18 protein-coding genes and 1 pseudogene are annotated in these 17,779 nt (G+C 73.8%); 11 read left to right on the forward strand and 8 right to left on the reverse strand.

The window, feature by feature from the left end:
• The first annotated feature begins 76 nt into the window (after positions 1-76).
• The 4 genes and pseudogenes from V4Y03_RS01335 (at position 77) to V4Y03_RS01350 (ending at position 2,863) form a co-directional block, all read left to right on the forward strand.
• Complete coding sequence (locus V4Y03_RS01335) at positions 77-259, forward strand: hypothetical protein (RefSeq protein ID WP_332433625.1); 183 nt, start codon at positions 77-79, stop codon at positions 257-259.
• Positions 247-669 (forward strand): annotated as a pseudogene (locus V4Y03_RS01340) (flavodoxin family protein); the annotation flags it as partial. The gene V4Y03_RS01335 and the pseudogene V4Y03_RS01340, both read left to right, overlap by 13 nt.
• Positions 670-749: 80 nt before the next feature.
• On the forward strand, positions 750-2,024 hold the full coding sequence (locus tag V4Y03_RS01345; protein WP_317874837.1) for a VWA domain-containing protein: 1,275 nt from the start codon (positions 750-752) through the stop codon (positions 2,022-2,024).
• Positions 2,024-2,863 carry a hypothetical protein gene (locus V4Y03_RS01350; RefSeq protein WP_332433626.1) on the forward strand — a complete coding sequence of 280 codons (840 nt, stop codon included), beginning with the start codon at positions 2,024-2,026 and terminating at the stop codon, positions 2,861-2,863. Before V4Y03_RS01345 ends, V4Y03_RS01350 begins: the two co-directional genes overlap by 1 nt.
• A gap of 106 nt (positions 2,864-2,969) precedes the next feature.
• Here the strand turns inward: V4Y03_RS01350 and V4Y03_RS01355 are convergent, their stop codons facing one another.
• Positions 2,970-4,268: an MFS transporter gene (locus V4Y03_RS01355; RefSeq protein WP_332433627.1), complete on the reverse strand. Its 1,299-nt coding sequence runs from the start codon at positions 4,266-4,268 to the stop codon at positions 2,970-2,972.
• A gap of 63 nt (positions 4,269-4,331) precedes the next feature.
• Here V4Y03_RS01355 and V4Y03_RS01360 point away from each other — a divergent pair, with 63 nt between their 5' ends.
• Positions 4,332-4,706 carry a MerR family transcriptional regulator gene (locus V4Y03_RS01360; protein ID WP_317878435.1) on the forward strand — a complete coding sequence of 125 codons (375 nt, stop codon included), beginning with the start codon at positions 4,332-4,334 and terminating at the stop codon, positions 4,704-4,706.
• A 9-nt stretch (positions 4,707-4,715) separates the two neighbouring features.
• Here V4Y03_RS01360 and V4Y03_RS01365 read toward each other — a convergent pair whose 3' ends face one another.
• Positions 4,716-5,195, reverse strand: coding sequence for a (2Fe-2S)-binding protein (locus V4Y03_RS01365; RefSeq protein ID WP_332433628.1), 480 nt, complete (start codon positions 5,193-5,195; stop codon positions 4,716-4,718).
• Between the two features lie 15 nt (positions 5,196-5,210).
• Positions 5,211-7,637, reverse strand: coding sequence for a molybdopterin cofactor-binding domain-containing protein (locus V4Y03_RS01370; protein WP_332433629.1), 2,427 nt, complete (start codon positions 7,635-7,637; stop codon positions 5,211-5,213).
• 232 nt (positions 7,638-7,869) lie between these two features.
• Here V4Y03_RS01370 and V4Y03_RS01375 point away from each other — a divergent pair, with 232 nt between their 5' ends.
• Positions 7,870-8,523, forward strand: coding sequence for a class I SAM-dependent methyltransferase (locus tag V4Y03_RS01375; RefSeq protein ID WP_332433631.1), 654 nt, complete (start codon positions 7,870-7,872; stop codon positions 8,521-8,523).
• Positions 8,524-8,568: 45 nt separating this feature from the next.
• On the opposite strand, the gene V4Y03_RS01380 is transcribed toward V4Y03_RS01375, so the two are convergent.
• The gene (locus V4Y03_RS01380; protein ID WP_332433632.1) at positions 8,569-9,195 is read right to left on the reverse strand and encodes a hypothetical protein; all 627 of its coding nucleotides are present in this window, start codon (positions 9,193-9,195) and stop codon (positions 8,569-8,571) included.
• A gap of 188 nt (positions 9,196-9,383) precedes the next feature.
• On the opposite strand from V4Y03_RS01380, the gene V4Y03_RS01385 reads away from it, so the two are divergent.
• Together V4Y03_RS01385 and V4Y03_RS01390 are read left to right on the forward strand one after the other, a co-directional pair.
• Positions 9,384-10,196: a type 1 glutamine amidotransferase gene (locus V4Y03_RS01385; RefSeq protein ID WP_332433633.1), complete on the forward strand. Its 813-nt coding sequence runs from the start codon at positions 9,384-9,386 to the stop codon at positions 10,194-10,196.
• Between the two features lie 120 nt (positions 10,197-10,316).
• The gene (locus tag V4Y03_RS01390; RefSeq protein WP_073902499.1) at positions 10,317-10,754 is read left to right on the forward strand and encodes an OsmC family protein; all 438 of its coding nucleotides are present in this window, start codon (positions 10,317-10,319) and stop codon (positions 10,752-10,754) included.
• A 33-nt stretch (positions 10,755-10,787) separates the two neighbouring features.
• On the opposite strand, the gene V4Y03_RS01395 is transcribed toward V4Y03_RS01390, so the two are convergent.
• The 3 genes from V4Y03_RS01395 to V4Y03_RS01405 all read right to left on the reverse strand — a co-directional run bounded on the left by V4Y03_RS01395 (position 10,788) and on the right by V4Y03_RS01405 (position 14,766).
• Complete coding sequence (locus tag V4Y03_RS01395) at positions 10,788-11,480, reverse strand: RraA family protein (protein WP_317876018.1); 693 nt, start codon at positions 11,478-11,480, stop codon at positions 10,788-10,790.
• A gap of 552 nt (positions 11,481-12,032) precedes the next feature.
• Positions 12,033-13,475, reverse strand: coding sequence for a carboxylesterase/lipase family protein (locus tag V4Y03_RS01400; protein ID WP_332433637.1), 1,443 nt, complete (start codon positions 13,473-13,475; stop codon positions 12,033-12,035).
• A gap of 40 nt (positions 13,476-13,515) precedes the next feature.
• Positions 13,516-14,766: an MFS transporter gene (locus V4Y03_RS01405; protein WP_332433638.1), complete on the reverse strand. Its 1,251-nt coding sequence runs from the start codon at positions 14,764-14,766 to the stop codon at positions 13,516-13,518.
• 137 nt (positions 14,767-14,903) lie between these two features.
• Here V4Y03_RS01405 and V4Y03_RS01410 point away from each other — a divergent pair, with 137 nt between their 5' ends.
• Positions 14,904-15,863, forward strand: a complete 960-nt coding sequence (locus tag V4Y03_RS01410; RefSeq protein WP_332433639.1) for a LysR family transcriptional regulator — start codon at positions 14,904-14,906, stop codon at positions 15,861-15,863.
• Positions 15,864-16,141: 278 nt separating this feature from the next.
• Positions 16,142-16,504 (forward strand): hypothetical protein, encoded by a 363-nt coding sequence (locus V4Y03_RS01415; protein WP_332433641.1) that lies wholly within the window; start codon positions 16,142-16,144, stop codon positions 16,502-16,504.
• Between the two features lie 55 nt (positions 16,505-16,559).
• Here V4Y03_RS01415 and V4Y03_RS01420 read toward each other — a convergent pair whose 3' ends face one another.
• Positions 16,560-16,931: a cupin domain-containing protein gene (locus V4Y03_RS01420; protein WP_317876023.1), complete on the reverse strand. Its 372-nt coding sequence runs from the start codon at positions 16,929-16,931 to the stop codon at positions 16,560-16,562.
• A 383-nt stretch (positions 16,932-17,314) separates the two neighbouring features.
• Between V4Y03_RS01420 and V4Y03_RS01425 the strand changes: the two genes are divergently transcribed.
• Positions 17,315-17,674, forward strand: a complete 360-nt coding sequence (locus V4Y03_RS01425) for an SPW repeat protein (protein WP_242427237.1) — start codon at positions 17,315-17,317, stop codon at positions 17,672-17,674.
• Positions 17,675-17,779: the final 105 nt, after the last annotated feature.

Consider the following 17,779-nt stretch of genomic DNA (forward strand, 5'->3'; position numbering starts at 1 on the left):
CCAGGACTCCTCGTCACGCAAGGACCGGCAAACGGGCAATGCTCCTCAGCACACTCACCTCTGGGGGACGGACTCCGTGGACTTCGACGAATTGAAGCAGCAGGCGATCCGCATCCATGACCGCTACGACGGGCTGAACCGTCGTGAGCGCGGCCGAGTCTGGACACGCACCGAATTCGTGCTCGGCTTCATGGGCGACGTCGGCGACCTGGCCGAACTCGTCATGGCGGAGGAGTGCTTCGCCGATCCGGCTCGGTGATGAAGCGGGTGATCGAGCGGCTCTGCGCCTGTTCGAGCCTGCTGAACGACGCGGGGCAGTACGCGTACTACGGCCGGGCCGTCAGTGGTCTGATCACCGGCAACGAGGACGGTGTGAAGCACTGCGCGATGAACGTCCTCTACAGCCTCCAGCACCTGGAGTAAGCGGTGCCGCCGCAGGCGGACGCGGGCTGGATCGGGGCGGCGGGCCCCGGACCCTCGTACCTGGATCCGAGTTCGGGCGGTCCCGAGAACGACTTCACCAACCGCGAACCTCGTTCATGGCGTGGAACCTGATGCACCTGGCGGCCCTGCTGAAGCGGACCGGCGGGATTCCGGCACACAGCAACCAGCGCTCGGCTTGGGACGCCGGCTGCAAGCCGGAGCTCCCCGAACCCGGAACACCGCTGAGGGCGTTACACGACTCCCCCTCACGTCCCTGCCCCCACCCCGGTTTTGGTTTGTCGGACGATCATCAATACGATCCGGCGATGATCACGAGAAAACGGCTGGCGACCGGGGCCTGCGCGCTGCTCGCCGCCCTGAGCGTCGCGCTCCTGCCGACGAGCGCGACCGCCGACGAGCCGGCGGCGAAGGAATCCCCCAAGGTCGAGCTGGTCCTCGACGTGAGCGGCTCCATGCGGGCCAAGGACATCGACGGCAAGTCCCGGATGGCCGCGGCCAAGCAGGCCTTCAACGAGGTCCTCGACGCGGTGCCCGAGGAGGTGCAGCTCGGCATCCGCACGCTGGGCGCCGACTACCCGGGGCAGGACCGCAAGCGGGGCTGCAAGGACACCCGTCAGCTGTACCCGGTGGGGCCGCTGAACCGCACCGAGGCCAAGACGGCCGTCGCCACCCTCGCCCCGACGGGCTGGACCCCGATCGGTCCGGCGCTGCTGGGCGCGGCGCAGGACCTGGAGGGCGGTGACGCCACCCGCCGGATCGTGCTCATCACGGACGGCGAGGACACCTGCGCCCCGCTCGACCCCTGCCAGGTGGCACGGGAGATCGCGGCGAAGGGCATCCACCTCGTCATCGACACCCTGGGCCTGGTGCCGGACGCCAAGACCCGGGCGCAGCTCACCTGCATCGCGGAGGCGACCGGAGGCACGTACACCTCGGTCCACCGCACCGAGGACCTGTCCCGCCGGGTGCGTCAGCTCGTCGACCGTGCCGCCGACCCGGTCGTCACCCCGGTGGCCACCGACGGTGCGGCGCGGTGCGTCGACGCGCCGCAGCTCAAGCCCGGTCTGTACACCGACCGCGAGTCCTTCGGCCAGCACCGCTGGTACCGGGTGGACCTGCTGCCCGGTCAGGAACTGCGTGCCTCCGTCAGCGTCTCGGCGGACCGTGCCGTCAACAACGACTACGGGGTGCTGCTGCGCGCGGTCACCCTGCACGGGCGGGAGATCGTCCGCGGCTCCGAGGCCGGTGACGGGCGCACCGACGTGATCTCGACAGGCCTGCGCTATCCGAAGCCGGACCTCGACGACGGGCCCGGGGACGCCAAGCCGGCGGCGGAGACGGTCTGTCTCCAGGTCAGCAACTCGTTCTCGGCGCCCGCGTCGGTCAAGACGACGCCGGGCATGCCGATCGAGCTGACGGTGGACGTCGTCGACGGGCCCTCGGCCGCGTCGGACGTCGCGTCGTTCGGTCTCGGCCGCGGCTGGTGGCTGCTCGGCGCACTGATCGTCGCCGGCTTCCTCGCCGGTCTGATCTGGGGCTGGCTGTCCCGCTGGCGCCTCGCGGTCTGGAGGACCCACTGATGCGTACCGTACGCACCCTCGCCACGGCCGCGCTCGCGGGCGCGGCACTGCTCGGCCTCGCCGCTCCGGCGGCCCTGGCCGACTCCCCCTCCGCCACGGCGGACCCGAGCGCGGACATTGGTTCGAAGGCCGGGCCGACCGAGGCCGGCACCACCTTCCGTACCGCCGCGCGCTTCCTCCCGGGCCAGCAGGCCACGGCGCAGGCGGCCACGGGTGACTACCTGTACTGGGTGTTCCCCGCGGACACCGGGCAGCGGCCGACGGTCAACGCGACCGTGACACTGCCTGACGCGGCCCTGCGGCACGGGTCCGCGACCTGGCGGGTCGACGTGTACGACGGGCTCCGGCGGCGCCAGCCGTGCATGTACGGGACCCAGTCGCGTACCGCCGCCAAGGACGCCACCACCGTGGAACTCGCCTGTGTGCTGCGGCCGGTGCGTGCCTCGGCCGACGCCTGGGCGAACGACCCGCTGCCCGGCAGCTACTACGTACGGCTGACCGTGAGCGCGCTGCCGGACGACGACCTCGGGCAGCCGTTCACCGCGAGGATCGGGGTGAACACCCTCGACAAGGGCGGCGCCTACGCCACGGACGGTTCCCTCGCCGCCCCGCTGGTGCCCGGGGCGACCACCGCCGAACTGGCGGAGGCCGAGACCGACGCAGGCCGGAAGACGGCCGTCGAGGCAGCGGCCCCGGAGGACGGCTGGTCCTCCGGCTGGTGGTCGGACCGCTGGCTGTGGACCGCCGCGGGCGGCGTGCTCGCGGCGCTCGCGGGCATCGGCGGGTACGTGCTGACGCGGGGCACGGGGCGCCCGCCCCGGGTGCCGCCGACGGCCTGACCGGCACCGTGTCACCCCCGTCCCGGCCCCGGCCCACGGACGGCGGAAGGCCCCCACCGCCTCGGCGCGGTGGGGGCCTTCGTGCGCTTCGGACACCGTCCGGGGCTCACCGGCGGGCGGGGAAGCCGTGGGCGCGGGCCCCCGCCACGAGCGCGACGACCGGCACGAGCAGGACGAGCACGCTCCAGGGCAGGGCGCCGGCGCCGAGGCCGCCGAGCAGGAGGCCGCCGGCGATGCCGCCGGCCGCCATCGCCGCGTTCCAGAGGCTGACCAGCATCGTCTGGGCGGTGTCGGCATGGTCGCCGCCCGCGTCGGCGACGGCCGTCTGGAGCAGGGTGGGCGCGCCGCCCCAGCCGAAGCCCCAGAGCGCGGCGGCGGTCAGGACGAGTGCGGTACTTGCCGCCGGTACGGCGAGCGCGGCGGCGCCCACGGCGACGAGAATCGTCCCGGCGAGCGTCAGGACCCGGAGCCGGGTGTCGATGTGCCGGCCGGTGAACCAGATCCCGGCGAGCGAGGCGGCGCCGAAGACCAGCAGGACGAGGCCGGTGGATCCGGCCAGGCCGAGGTGGGCCAGATAGGCGGCGACGTAGGTGTAGAGCACGGTGTGGGCCAGGACGAGGGTGAAGGTGACGGTCAGGACGGGGAGGACGCCGGGCACCTTGAGGGTCCGGGCGACGGGGGCGCGCCCGCCGCGTGCCTCCCCGGGCAGGTCGGGGACGGCGAGGGTGATCCAGCCGAGCAGCCCGACGGCGATCACGGTCATGGCGGTGAACGCGACGCGCCAGCCCACCGCCTCGGCGAGGAAGGTGCCGGCCGGGACGCCGAGCGAGAGCGCGAGCGGGATGCCGGTCATGGCGACGGCGACGGCCCGGCCCTGGAGGTGCGGCGGGGCGATGCGGCGGGCGTAGCCGGCGAGCAGGGCCCAGGCGACGCCCGCGGCGACGCCGGCGAGGAAACGGGCGCCCATGGTGAGGGCGTACGAGCCGGAGACGGCCGTGACGGTGTTGGCGGCGGCGAATCCGGCGACCGAGGCGAGCAGCAGCCGCTTGCGGCGCCAGCCGGCGGTACGGGCGGCCAGCGGGACGGCGGTGAGGGCGGTGCCGAGGGCGTAGACGGTGACGGCCTGGCCTGCGGCGGCCTCGCCGACGCCGAGGTCGGCGCTCAGGGCGGGCAGTACGCCGGCGGGCAGGGTCTCGGTGAGGCTGGTGACGAAGACGGCGGTGGCGAGGGCGAGCAGGGCGGCGAGCGGAAGCCGTCCGGAGGACTGCGGGGTGCCGGAGGACTGCGGGGTGCCGGAGGACCGCGGGGTGCCGGAGGACCGCGGGGTGCCGGGGGCCGGGGAGGCGGAGGCAGGGGAGGCGGAGGTGACGTCGGAACGGGCCGACGTCGTCGTGTTGTTGGCCATGGCCCTATGCTCGAACCCTCACATCGATGTGAAGGTCAAGCGAGTCCCGGGAGGGGGCGTCCCATGCGGATCGGGGAACTGTCGGAGCGCACCGGAACACCACGCCGACTGCTGCGCTACTACGAGGAGCAGGGTCTCATCGTCGCGGACCGGCAGCCGAACGGCTACCGGGTCTACGACGGTTCGAACGTGGACCGGGTGATGCAGATCAAGGGCCTGCTGGACGCGGGCCTGCCGACCCGGATCATCAAGCAGATCCTGCCCTGTCTGAACAAGCCCAGGATCATCCACTTCCCGGACGCCACACCGGAGATGCTGGCCACTCTGGAGGACGAGCGGGACCGGATGACCGAACGGATCCGCTGCCTCACCCGCAACCGGGACGCGGTGGCGGAGTACCTGGACACGGTACGGGAGAAGCTGACCTCACCGGCCTGAGGCCTCCGGTCAGGTCATACGGCGTGCGCCCTCCAGCACCGCCTGGCGGATGCGGTCGTAGGTGCCGCAGCGGCAGATGTTGCGGATGGTGTCGAGGTCGGCTTCGGTGATCTCCCGGCCGGCCTCCCGGGCCCGGCGGACCTCGGCCACCGCGGTCATGATCTGGCCCGGCTGGCAGTAGCCGCACTGGGCGACGTCGAGGTCGAGCCAGGCCTCCTGCATCGGGTGCAGCTCGCGCCCGACGGTGTCCGGGAGGCCCTCGATGGTGGTGATCTCGTCGGTCGGGGCGAGCTGTTCGACGGGGACGGCGCAGGGGGTGATCGCCTTGCCGTTGAGGTGGCTGGTGCAGGCCCGGCAGACGCCGACCCCGCAGCCGTACTTGGGTCCGGTGACGCCGAGGACGTCCCGGAGGACCCAGAGCAGCCTGACGTCGCCCTCGACGTCGGCGGTGACGGCCTTGCCGTTCAGGATGAAGGTGTGCTGCGGCACGGGGACTCCAGGTCTCTACAGCGCGCGGTCGCGGCCGTCGGTGGGCGAGGCGGGGACGGGCGGGACCGTCGGCAGGGGGGTGAAGGCGAGCGGCTCGGCGTGGTTGACGGGGAAGACCGTCGGCATCGTCCCGGTGGCCCGGCCGTACGCGCAGGCCACGGCGGCCATGGCACCGGCCACCGCGAGTTCGCCCGCGCCGCCCGGCTTGTCGCCGGTCGGGGGCATGACGATGATCTCCAGCTCGGGCGGGGTGTTCCACTGCCGGGTGTAGAAGTACTGGTCCCAGCTGCCTTCGAGGAAGTGCCCGTCCTTCAGGTGGAGTCCGGACGTCAGCGTGATCGCGATGCCGTCGGCGATGCCGCCCATCATCTGGGCCTCCAGGCCGCGCGGGTTGACGGCGAGGCCGACGTCGACGGCGCAGACCACCTTGGTCACGCGCGGGCCGGTGTACGCGCCGGGGATCTTCCGCCCGGTGGTCCCCGGGCGGCAGTCGATCTCGGCCAGGATCGCGACGGCGGAGTGGTACTCGGTGTGGACCGCGATGCCCTGCCCGGTGCCGGCCGGCATGCTCCGGCCCCACTCCCCCACCTCGGCGACCTTGTCGAGGACGGCGCGGGCCCGCGCGTCCTTGAGGAGCCGGCGCCGCATCGCGTACCGGTCCTGCCCCGTCCGCCCGGCCAGTTCGTCGATGACGAGTTCCTGCGCGCAGCGGACGTTGGGCGAGTAGATATTGCGCATGGACCCGGTGTTGAAGCCCTTGTCCGTCTCGGCTAGCAGCTGCGTGGTGACCCCGAGGTGGTAGGGGCTGATCTGGGTGAGCTGGAACATCGTCTCGGAGAAGGTGAGGTCGGCGACGGGCAGCCGGGCCGCCTCCGCCGTGAGGACCTCGCCGATGCCGTGCCCGAAGTCGGTGGCCACGGAGGTGTGCCGCTGCTCGTACGTCAGGACCTCGCCGAGCGAGTACGTGGCACGGACCCGGGAGGTGGACATCGGGTGCGTACGGCCCTGGCGGAAGTCGTCGGTGCGGTGCCACATGAGCTTCACGGGCTTGCCCATGGCCCGGGAGATCTCGGCGGCCTCGTGGGCCGCGTCGTGGAAGAGCTTGCGGCCGAAGGAGCCGCCGCCCTCGGTGACGTGCACGCGCACGGCCGGGACCGGCAGGCCGAGCTTCAGGGCGATCTCCTCCTGGGCGACGATCGGCGCCTTGAGCGAGGCCCAGATCTCCGCGGAGTCCGCCCGGATGTCCGCGACGGCGCAGTTGGTCTCCAGGGCCGCGTTGCTGGCGAAGTGGAAGGTGAAGCGGGCGTCGACCGCCTTGGTGAGGAGGGGCAGCGGCGGGACCACCAGGGGGAGTTCGGCGCGCCGGAGCTTCTCCAGGACGGTGGCGTCGGAGGCGCCCTCGGCGGTGCCCGGCCCCCAGTCGACCCGGAGGGCGCGTACGGCGTCGACGCACTGGCCGAAGGTACGGCCGCGCACGGCGACGCCGGTGGAGACGGTCACCACGTCGGTGATGCCGGGCAGCGCCCGGACCTCCGTCAGGTTGGCGACGGAGCGGACGGTGCCGTTGATGGTCGGCGGGCGGCAGACCATGGTCGGCAGGGCGTCCGGGACCTGGAGGTCCATGGCGAACTTCTTGCGGCCGGTGACCGCTTCGAGGGCGTCCACCCGGCGCTGCCCGGTGCCGATGACACGGAAGTCGGCGCGGTCCTTCAGTTCCACGTGCACCGCCGTGTCGGTGAGGGCGGCGGCCTCCGCGGCGAGTTCGCCGTAGCCGAGCAGCGCCCCGGCCGACGAGACGACCGCGCCCGCCTTGGTGGTGAGCGTCCCGACGGCCTCCCCGAGGACGAGGGAGGCGGCCTGGAGGAGCCGTCCGCGGGCGACGGCGGCGGCGACCCGGATGGGGGTGTACGTGGAGTACGTGGTGTTGGAGCCGCCGGTGAGCTGGTTGAAGAGCAGCTCGGGCCGGGCGTCGGCGAGGGTGACCTTCACCTTGTCGAGGGGCAGGTCGAGTTCCTCCGCGACGATCATCGCGCTGGAGGTGGTCACGCCCTGGCCGACCTCGGCGCGCGGCAACGCGAAGTGGGCGGTGCCGTCGGCGTCGAGACGGATGGTGATCAGGTTGCTGGTGGGCAGGGCGGCGAGGGTGAGCAGCTCGTTGAGGTCGAGGAGTTCGGCCGGGCCCGGCAGCGAGGGGATGAGCGCCGGGGTCGCCGCAGCGGCCTCCCGGGGGGCGAGGGCCTCGGCGCCGAGCTGCGCGGCGACGGTGAGGGTGGGAGCGGCGAGGACGTACCCGAGGAAGCGGCGCCGGCCGATGCCGGGGGCGCCGCCGCTCTCCACGCCGTCGGCAGTGCCGGTGCCGTCCGTGGACGCGCGGTGCGACGCGCCCGCGTCCCCCCTGCCGCTCGTGGGGTGCTCGTCCCGCACGGGGTGCCGCCTCGCCATTCGGTGCCCTTCGTCATGGCCCGGGGCTGCGCGCCGGGGCCTCATCGGATGCGCTGATCATCGCTCATGCGGGTGACCTCGCGGGGCCGTTCGGCCTGGGTGATTGTCAGGGCTAGGTCAAGCGTTGCGGCTCCGGCCGACACTGCGGAGTGAGGCCCGCGCCGCAGGGTTCGGCCAGGCGGTGGGGTCCGGCCGCCGCCTTGGCGCACGGCCATCGCCGTAGGGTGCCGCCATGACCGAAGCCGCGCACATCACCGCCACCCGCCACTCGTACGACACCGTCGCCGTCGCCTACCAGCGGCTGCTGGGCGGCCAGTTGGACGAGACCCCGCTCGACCGGGCGATGCTGGCCGGCTTCGTGGCGGAGGTGGAGACCGCAGGAGGCCCCCGTACGGTGGGAGATCTCGGCTGCGGCACCGGCCGGGTCACCTCCCACCTGCGGGAACTCGGCGCGGACGTGTTCGGCGTGGACCTTTCGCCGGGGATGATCGAGGTCGCCCGGCAGACGTATCCCGGGCCGCGCTTCGAGGTGGGGTCGATGACCGCGCTCGACCTGCCGGACGCCACGCTCGGCGGGGTGCTCTCCTGGTACTCGACGGTGCACATGCCGGAGTCCGAACTCGTGGCCTCCTTCGCCGAGTTCCGGCGGGTGCTCGCACCCGGCGGCCTCGTCCTGGTCGCCTTCAAGGTGGGGAACGAGCGGGTGCGCCTGGAGCGGGCCTACGGCCACGAGGTCGCGCTCGACGTGTACCGCTGGTCCCCGGACCGGGTGGCGGGACTCCTCGCCGACGCGGGCCTCGCCGAATCGGCCCGGCTGGTGCGCGCACCGCACCCCGAGGAGAAGACCCCGCAGGCCTTTCTCATGGCACGCAGGCCGTGCGACTGAGTACGGGTCCCCGGGCCCCGGCTTCGCGGGCGGCGGGCGCCCCCGCTACGGGCGGGCCTTCACCGAGCGCCGCAAGGGCTCTGTGACGGTCAGCATCCAGCGCGGCACCGGGGCGACCAGCGAACGCCTCCCGGTGGACGGGCTGTACGCCGGGGGTCCGGACCGCACGTGGGTGCCGGAAGTTGCCCTGATCCCGGACGCTGCCCCGGTCCCGGACGCCACCCCGGTCCCGGACGATCGCCGGAGGCGGAGACCGGGGAGGGGGCGGGGCCGGGGGCGGCGCGGGATGCCGGGGTGCGGTTGGGCGGCGGGGTGCGGCTGAGCGACCGGGTGCGGCTGGGACCGCCGGCGCAGCCTCGCGACGGGCCTCAGCCTGGCGACCGGCCTCAGCCGGGCGGCGGGCCTCAGCCGGGCGGCGGGCCTCAGCCGGGCGCCCTGGCCCCGGCGTGCGCCGGCCGTCCGCAGCCGGGCGCCCGTGCGGAGTTGGGCGCGGGAGATCCGGGCGCGCTGGCCGCCGCCCGCGATCAGGGCGTTGACGGAGGCCATCGGGTCGCCGCCCGCCGACCGGACGAGCAGGGCCCCGAGCACCAGCGGGCCGACGGCCACCGCGAGGGCGGTGCCCGCGGCGGTGACGTGCTGGAGCGGGCGGTTGCGCCGGGCGTCGGAGGTCATGGTGACAGTCCAGCAGCACCGGGCCGGCCCCCGTATCGGTCGACGTACTCAGCCGTACGGACCCGGGTACTCAGCTGTGATCACTCCGCGTCCTCCCAAGGGTTCCCCGGCGGGTGCCCCTTCGGCGATCCTCGGGGCGGCGGGCACGACGAGGTGTCCCCGGGACAGGAGTGGGAGGCGGGACGACCGTGACGACCGGAAGCCGCGCGGCTGCGGACAGGCGAATCGACGTTCTGGTGGTGCAGCACGAGGAGGAGGCCGGGCCCGGTCTCGTCGGTGAGCGACTCACGGGCGCGGGCCTGCGGCTCGACGTGGTGCGTGCCTGGCGGGGCGAGGCGCTGCCGGCCGACCTGCGGGGCCACGCGGGGCTGCTCGTGCTCGGCGGCTCCGTCAACTGCGAGGACGACGAGGCCGCCCCGTGGCTTCCTTCGGTCCGTACGCTCGTTCGCGAGGCGGTGGCCGGGGGGACGCCGCTGCTCGGGATATGCCTGGGCGGGCAGATCGTCGCCCACGCCCTGGGCGGCTCGGTCACGACCCGCTCCGGGGGCCCCGAGGTGGGCGCCGTCCCGCTGCGGAGGCTGCCGGCCGCCGCGCAGGACCCGGTCCTCGGGGGCGTGCCGGACGGCGCGCTCGCCGCGCAGTGGCACTGGGACGAGGTCGATCGGCTGCCGCCGGGCTCCGTACCCCTCCTGACGGGCGACGACTGCCCGTACCAGGCGTTCCGGGTCGGGGACGCGGGGTGGGCGGTGCAGTTCCATCCGGAGGTCGGCGCGGACGCGGTCGCGGAATGGGCCGCGGAGGACGGCGCGCGCCTCCGCGCGGTGGGCGGCGACCCGGAGGCGGCGGTGAGGACCGTACGGGAGGCGGAGCCCGGACTGCACGCGGTCTGGGGCGCGGTGTCGGAGGCGTGGGGCGCGGTGGTACGGGCGCACACGGGCGGATCCGGCCCCGGGACGCACCCGGATACGCGCCCCGACGGGGCCGTCGCGCCGGTGCGCTGACGACCCCCACCGGTCGGCGGTGGTCGGCGCGTCCGCTTGGCCGGGCGGGGACGGTGGGGTTGCGTGGGCGGGCGACCGTACCGTACGGGGACGCATTCCAGAACGAAGGAGACCGACTCCATGGCCGACTACCGCATCGAGACCGTCCGCACCGGGTACCGGAACTGGACCGCCCGCAACGACCGGGGCGCGGAGGTCCGGATGGCCGCCGCCGACGACGCGGACGCACAGCCCTCCTTCACCCCCGTCGAGTTGCTGCTCGCGGCGATGGGCGGCTGCGGCGGGCTCGTCGTGGACCGGACCGCGCGGGCCGTGGACCACGACGACCTGAAGATCGTCGTCGAGTCGGTCTCGGGTCCCGAGGACGACGGCCGGGTGGGGCGGATCCGGGTCAGCTACGAGTTCGAGCTCCCGGACAACAACCCCAAGGCGGCCGAGGTGTTCGCCCGCGGAGTGCGGCTCACGCACGAGAAGTTCTGCACGGTGAGCCGGACCGTGGAGCACGGCGCGCGCGTGGAGGCGATCCTGCCGGACGGCACGGTCGGCTTCGAGGGCTGAACCCGGCCGGTGCCGGTGCGCGGCGCCCCGGGCTCACTCCTCGATCGCGCCGCCGATCCGGCGCAGATGGTGGCGGAAGGTGTACGAGGGGTCCTCGGCGCGGCCCGCCAGATAGGCGTCGAACCGGGTCTGGGCGCGCAGGGACTCCCCCGCCCTGATGCGGCGGGCCTGCTCGCGTTCCGTACGGAAGAGAGCGCGGGCGGCGTCCAGGACGTCGGCCGCGCGGCCCGCGGGCACGAAGAGCACGCCGTCGTCGTCCGCGAACACGATGTCGGCGCCGGTCACCTCGTGCCCGCCGAAGCGCGCGGTGCGCAGCGCGTCCGGGTCCCGGGGGTCGAGCCGGACGGGGCCGGGCGCGTGGCGGCCGTACGAGAAGACGGGCAGCCCGATCTCCACAAGGTCAGGGGTGTCGCGGTGCAGGCCCCAGACGACGACTCCGGCCACGCCCGCCGCCCGGGCCTCCAGGACCGCGAGGTCGCCGATGCAGGCCTCGTCGCGGCGGCCGGCGTTGTCGATGACGAGGACGTCGCCGGGCTCGGCGTGGGTGAACGCCTCCAGGAAGACGTCGACGCTCCCGTGGTGCCGCACGGGAAGCGCCCGGCCGGCGACGCGCTTGCCGTCGACGACGGGCATGATGCCGACGGGCGCGGCCCGCAGGGGTTCCCCGAGTCGCACACAGGCGTCCGCGACAAGGGGCGTGGAGAGCTCGGCGAAGTCCTTCAGCATCGGGCGTTCCGTTCCGTGACGGGTGCGGTACCGGGGCTGCGCGATGCTATCGGGCGGAAGGGGAAGGCGGGACGGGCGCGGGCTCATCAGACCCACGGCCCGAGGCCGGTCGGCCGACGGAATCTGCGGGCCGCGTCAGGCGGACGGACCCGCCGGCTCGCCACACCTACAGACCCAGAGACCCACAGGCCGGTCAGGCCGGTCAGGCCGGTCAGGCCGACGGTCCCACGGGCTCGTCACACCGACCGCCCCGCCGCCGCAGCACAAGCGCCTGTCCCCACAGGCCCCGGCCACGGGCGTGCCCCGCCGGATGCGTCCCCATCGGGGGTTCATCCCGGCGGGGCACGGACGGGCGCTCCCGGGCCGCCCGTCCGAGGAGGCCGGGGCACGGGCCCGCGGGTTCGGGACCGCCGGTCCCGTGTCGTCGAGACACCGGCCGTCTTTCCCCGCCCCACCCCGCCCTGCCCCGCCCCCCTCCCCGACGGCCGCTCCCCCGCGGCCGCCATCGGGACGGTCCCCGGGCTCGGTCGAGCCGGAGGACGCGTACCCGGCTCAGTCGAGCCAGAGGGCGCGTACCTGGCTCAGTGCGTCCAGGGCGACGCCGGGCTCGGTGTCCCAGATCTTCGTGGCGCGGTCCTTCGTCGTGTAGCGGGGCCAGTCGGCGCCCGGGTCCTGGTGCGTGACGAAGGCGACCCAGGCCCGGTGCAGGGCGTCGGCCAGCTCGCGCGGCGGCGCCTCGCCGGCGACGTTCGCGACGCCGTCGGCGTCGAGGACGTCGAAGGCGAAGGGCAGGTCGAGGCAGTGGAAGGAGAGGCCGACGACCGGCGAGCGCCAGGTGAACTCGTACAGCCAGGTGGGCCGTTCGCGCGCGGCACGGGCGTCCGCGATGGCGAGGGTCGGCGCGCGGAACATGGAGTCGGTGAGCGCCTGGCCGAAGACCTGCTCCGGGCCGGCCTCCGCGTACGCCTCGATGAGGGCGTCGGTCCTGGCGGGGTCGAGTCCGAGACCGCCGAGCAGGACGGGCAGCGGCGGGCCGTCCGGTCCGGGCGCGGGGAACATCGTGAACTCCTGCTCGGTGAAACCGAGCATCAGCGGCACGTCCGCGCCCGCCTCCCCCGTCGTCAGCGCCTCCTGCGCGGGGACCGGGATCAGCTCGCCGTCGGCGAAGGGCGCGAGGCACAGCATGGGCGGGAGTTCGCCGCGGTCCGGGCCCGGCTGCGCCATGAGGTCCTGGATGTCCAGGATCCGGTCGTCGCTCAGGTCCCGGAGGGCGGCGGCGGTGGCCGGGAGGCCGGTGCGGGAGGTGAGGAGCCGGGAGGCCGCGCGGGCGATCTCGGGGCCGTCGGGGCGCGGGATGGCGCCCGAGACGGAGAGGGCGCCGCGGAACAGGCCCCGGGCGCTGGGGACGGCGAGCAGCGTCTGTACGGCGCCGCCGCCGGCCGACTGCCCGGCGATGGTCACCTTGGCGGGGTCGCCGCCGAAGGCCGCGATGTTGTCCCGCACCCACTCCAGGGCGGCGATCCAGTCCCGTACGCCCCGGTTGTCGGGGGCGTCCTCCAGGTGCAGGAAGCCCTCGATGCCGAGCCGGTAGCCGAGGGAGACGAGGATGACGCCGTCCCGGTTGAAGGCGGCGCCGTCGTACCACGGGCTGGCGGCCGAGCCGGCGACGTAGCCGCCGCCGTGGATCCAGACGAGGACGGGCAGGGCTGCCGCCGGGTCGGTGGCGGGGGTGAAGACGTTGAGGTTGAGGACTCCGGCGCCCGGGATGGACGGCTCGGGGATGGTGGTGACCTCGGAGAAGGGGCGGCGCTGCGCCGTCGGCCCGTACGCGGTGGCGTCGAGCGGCTCCGACCACGGCTCGGGCGGTACGGGGGCGGCGAAGCGCAGGTCACCCACGGGCGGCTGTGCGTAGGGAATGCCCAGGAACCGGTGGCTGCCGTCGGCGCGGCGCTCGCCGCGGACGGGCCCGCGGGTGGTGGTGACGGTGGTGCTCATGGGGTGCTGCTCCTTCTGCGCGGGGCACAGGGCCGGACAATCAGCCTGTCACCGACGACTTACACGTGTCAATCCCCGATGGTGTGCGCCCTGCCGCCCAGGGCAGGAGCAGCGGGGTCGCGAGCAGCAGGACGCCCGCCACGCCGAGGGCCGCCCGGGGGCCGGTGACGGTGGCGAGGGCTCCGCCCAGCGCGGTCATGGCCGCGATGGAGGTCTTCGTGCTCACCGACCAGGCGGTCAGGGTGCGGGCCACACGGCCGGTGGCCGTCACTTCCAGGCGGTGGGCGGCGAGCACCGGGGTGAACACGGCCGCGCAGCCGATCAGCGCGAACTCGATGCCGATCACGAGCAGCAGCCCCGTCACGCCGGGGTGGATGAAGACGAGGCCCACGGGCCAGCAGGCCCGCAGCGCTCCCGAGACCAGCAGGACCCTGCGCTGCCCGAAGCGCACGACGAGCGGCCGGGCGAGCCGGGAGCCGATGAGCCCGGCGGCGCACGGCACCGCGAAGGCGAGCCCGTACTGCCAGGGGCTGAAGCCGAGCGGACCGAGCATGAGGACGGCGAGGAGCGGGGCCGTGGCCATGATCAGGCCGTTGACCACGAGGGTGTTGAGGAAGAGGGGGCGCAGCACGGGGTGGGCGAGGATCCCCCGCCACCCTTCGAGGAGGTCGCCCGCGCTCAGCCGGGCCCCCGTCCCGCCCTCGGGCTGTTCCTCCCGCGTCCCGATCGCGCGGATGCCGGCCGCCGAGAGCAGATAGCTCAGGGCGTCGGCCACCACCGTCGCCACCGGGCCGAGCACCGCGAAGAGCGCGCCGCCGAGCGGTGGCCCGATCACGGTCGCGGTCCAGGTCGTCGATTCGAAGCGGGCCTGGGCGACGAGCAGGTCCTCGGGGCGGACGAGCGCCTTGAGGGAGGCTCCGGAGGCGGCGCCGAAGGTGATGTCGGCCGCGGCGACGAGGACGGAGACCACCAGGAGCTGGGCGAAGCCGAGCCAGCCGAACGCGTAGGCGACGGCGACGCTCAGCAGGGCGGCGCAGCGCACCAGGTCCATCGCGATCATGACGGGCCGCTTGCGGCGGAACTCCACCCAGGGGCCGAGCGGTACGGCGACGGCGGCGCCGACGGCCGCGCCGACCGCGGCGAGGGCGGCCACCGCTGCGGTGCCTTCGTGGAGGACGGTGATCGCGAGCAGGGGGAAGGCGTTGAAGGCGACCCAGGTGCCCATGGTGCTTCCCGCGTAGGCGGCCCACAGCCACCCGTAGTCCCGCCCCAGGGACACCCCTCGCCGCATACCCGTACGCCTCTCGCCGGCCGGCCGCGCCGACCGCGCCGGGACCGCCGCCATCCAAGCGAGCGGGGGGCGTCCGGATCAAACAACCGGGTGTCGCGCGCACCACAACCGGCGGTTGTCGGCCTACGCTGCGCGCCGTGGATCTCGAAGCCGTACGCACCTTTCTCGCCGTCGTCGACTCGGGCCGGTTCCGGCGGGCCGCCGACGACCTGTCCGTCACCCAGCAGGCCGTCTCGAAGCGGGTCGCGGCGCTGGAGAAGGAGTTGGGGGTACGCCTGTTCACCCGTACCGGCCGGGGCGCGGAGGTGACGGTCGACGGGCGGGCGTTCCTGCCGCACGCGCGCGCCCTGCTCGACGCCGAGGCGCGGGCACTCGCCTCCGTGCGTCCGGGGCGGCGCGCGCTGCGGGTGGACGTGATCGGGCGCCGGCTGGCACCGGCGGCGCTGCTGCGCGACTTCCACCGGGCGCACCCGGAGGTGGAACTGGACGTGGTGACCCTCTTCGACTCCGACGCGGCCGTCGCGGCGCTCCGGGCGGGCACGGTCGACGCGTCGTTCCGTGCGGTCACCATGCCGGGCCGGCGGCTCCCCGAGGGGATCGGGGCGCTTCCGGTCCTGGACGAGCCGATGCAGCTCCTGACGGGTCCTGAGCACGCGCTCGCGGAGGCGGGCGGGGTGACCCCGGCGGAGCTGGTGGGGCACCGGATCTGGGTTCCGGGGGTGGTCGGCGGAACGGAGTGGGCCGCCTACTACGCCGACCTCGCCGCCGCGTTCGGGCTCAGCATCGAGGTGACGGGGCCGGACTTCGGCACCGAGCCGCTGTTCGACAAAGTGGCGACGTCCCCCGGCCTGGCGACCTTCGTCGGGGAGTGGACGCGGCTGGTCTGGCCCGAGGGCCACGGCCTGCGCCGCGTCGGCGTGCACGGCCCGACCCCGGTCTACCCGCACTCGCTGCTCTGGGCCGTGGACAATCCCCATCCCGCACTGCTCGCCCTCCGCGACCGCCTCGGCGCCTCCCCCGAGGCACCGGACCTCACGCGCCCGGATCCCGGGATCTGGGCGCCCGCCTGGTCACGGCCCCGGAGGGGACGGTTCTAGGGCCTGTCGTCAAATTCCCGTCGTCGCCCGAAGGGCGGCCCCGCGGCGTCTGGTGCGTGCTCTCGGCGTGCCGGGCGGAAGCCCTCGTACTGGACGTACTCGGGCTTTCGCCCGGTGCGGCGAGAGCGCGTGCCAGGCGTCGTGGGGCAGGCGGGAGTTTGACGACAGGCCCTAGGAGGTGTCGTGTCGAAACCGCCGCGAGCCCGGTCGGGGCGGGCGGTCCGCCCTAGAATCGGGGGGCTGTTCGGAACGGTGGGTCCAGGGGAAGGCGGCCGGTGATGGGGTGGGGCGGGATCCTGATGGGGGCGTTCATCGGGCTGTCCGGTGTGGGACTCATGACGGCCGGGGTGATCTGGAAGGGCCGCGCGGCGCGGCCGTTCGCCGCCTCTCGGGCGCGGACCATGGCACAGCGGGAGTACGCCCGCAACCTGCAGCGGGCGGCCGACCAGGTGATCTCGGTGGCCCGCAGGTCCGCCGGCGAGGGCGAGCCGGCGATCGTGACCGTCGAGGCCGTGGTGCGGATGACGCGGGAGCGGTACGGGTACGCCGAGGTGGAGCGGCCGCACGCGGCGGCGGCGCTGCGGCGCCGGTTCGAGCACTGGCGGTGCGCGGCCGACTGCGTCACCGACGCCTACGGCTGAACGCCCGCTCCTGGCACGGGCGTTCCCTGGTCGAGCCGATGGGACGTGCGGAGCGTCAGGAGCCCTGGGGTTTGGCGTAGTCGCCGAAGCCCGTCCAGTCGACGGCCACGCAGGTCTCGTCGCCCACTACCCAGGCGTCGTGTCCGGGGGTGACCTCCATATAGTCGCCGGCGCCGAACTCGGCCGACTCGCCGTCGTCCATGACGACCTTCATCCGGCCGCTGACGACGTATCCGACGTGGGAGGCCTGGCAGCTGTCGGTGCCCGCGATGGGCTTGACGTGCTGGGACCACTTCCAGCCAGGTTCGAACACGGCACGGCCGACCGGGCCGCGTCCGCTGGTGAGCAGGTCGACCCTGCCCTTACCGTCCTCGAAGGGGCGGGTCTCGTCCGCTGCGTCGAAGCTTCTTCGTACGATGCCGGCCATCATCCGCTCCTGGCGGTGGAGATTCGGACCCCGAGTCCACTTCCAGGCTACGCCGGAGACGCGCCGGGCACCCGGCACAGGGACGCCCGGCACACCGATGCGACGACTGGCTCGCGTTTGAATTGAATTTTTGTTGAACGGGATCTTCCTTTGGTGGTTCTCTGCATATGCGCAGCTCAAATTCTGTGCGGTTCCCTTATCGGGCAGATCTACACATAAAGACCAGATAAGCGCACAATGAAGCAGCGGCCCCATTCGCCGCAAGCGCGGTCAGACATGCATGACGCCAGAAGGAGGCGAGTCGCATGGCCGACGTCTCTCACCGTCCTGGTGATATCGCGGGACACCCCGATGCGCCGGAAATGCGGGACCGATATGCCCGTATGCTCCAGACCCGAGGTGTCGCGGCGGTCGAGGAACTCGTGATCCTCGCCGGCATCTACGCCGCGATCTCCGCGTGGACGGTTCACTTCTCCGCCGCCCGCCCCGAACTCGCCATCACCAACCTGGTCGTCGGCATCGCCCTCGCGGCCCTCGGCCTGTGCATGTCGATGGCACCGGAGCGGTCGCAGGACCTGAACTTCGTCGTACTGCTGCTGGGCGCTTGGCTGATCGTCGCCCCGTGGGTGGTCTCGCGGAACCCCGACACGGGCACGATCCTCAGCAATGTGATCACCGGCGCATGCGTCTGCCTGTTCTCCCTCACGGCCGGCGGACTGCTGATGACCAAGAGAAGGACGTGACGTACTGATCCCCTTCCCGAACGGCGGCACCTCCCTCACCGGAGGCGCCGCCGTTCGCGTTCCCCAGCGCCGGAACGGCCACTACCCGGTAACGAATTGACCCAT

The organism is Streptomyces sp. P9-A4 (assembly GCF_036634195.1).
Taxonomy (GTDB): domain Bacteria; phylum Actinomycetota; class Actinomycetes; order Streptomycetales; family Streptomycetaceae; genus Streptomyces.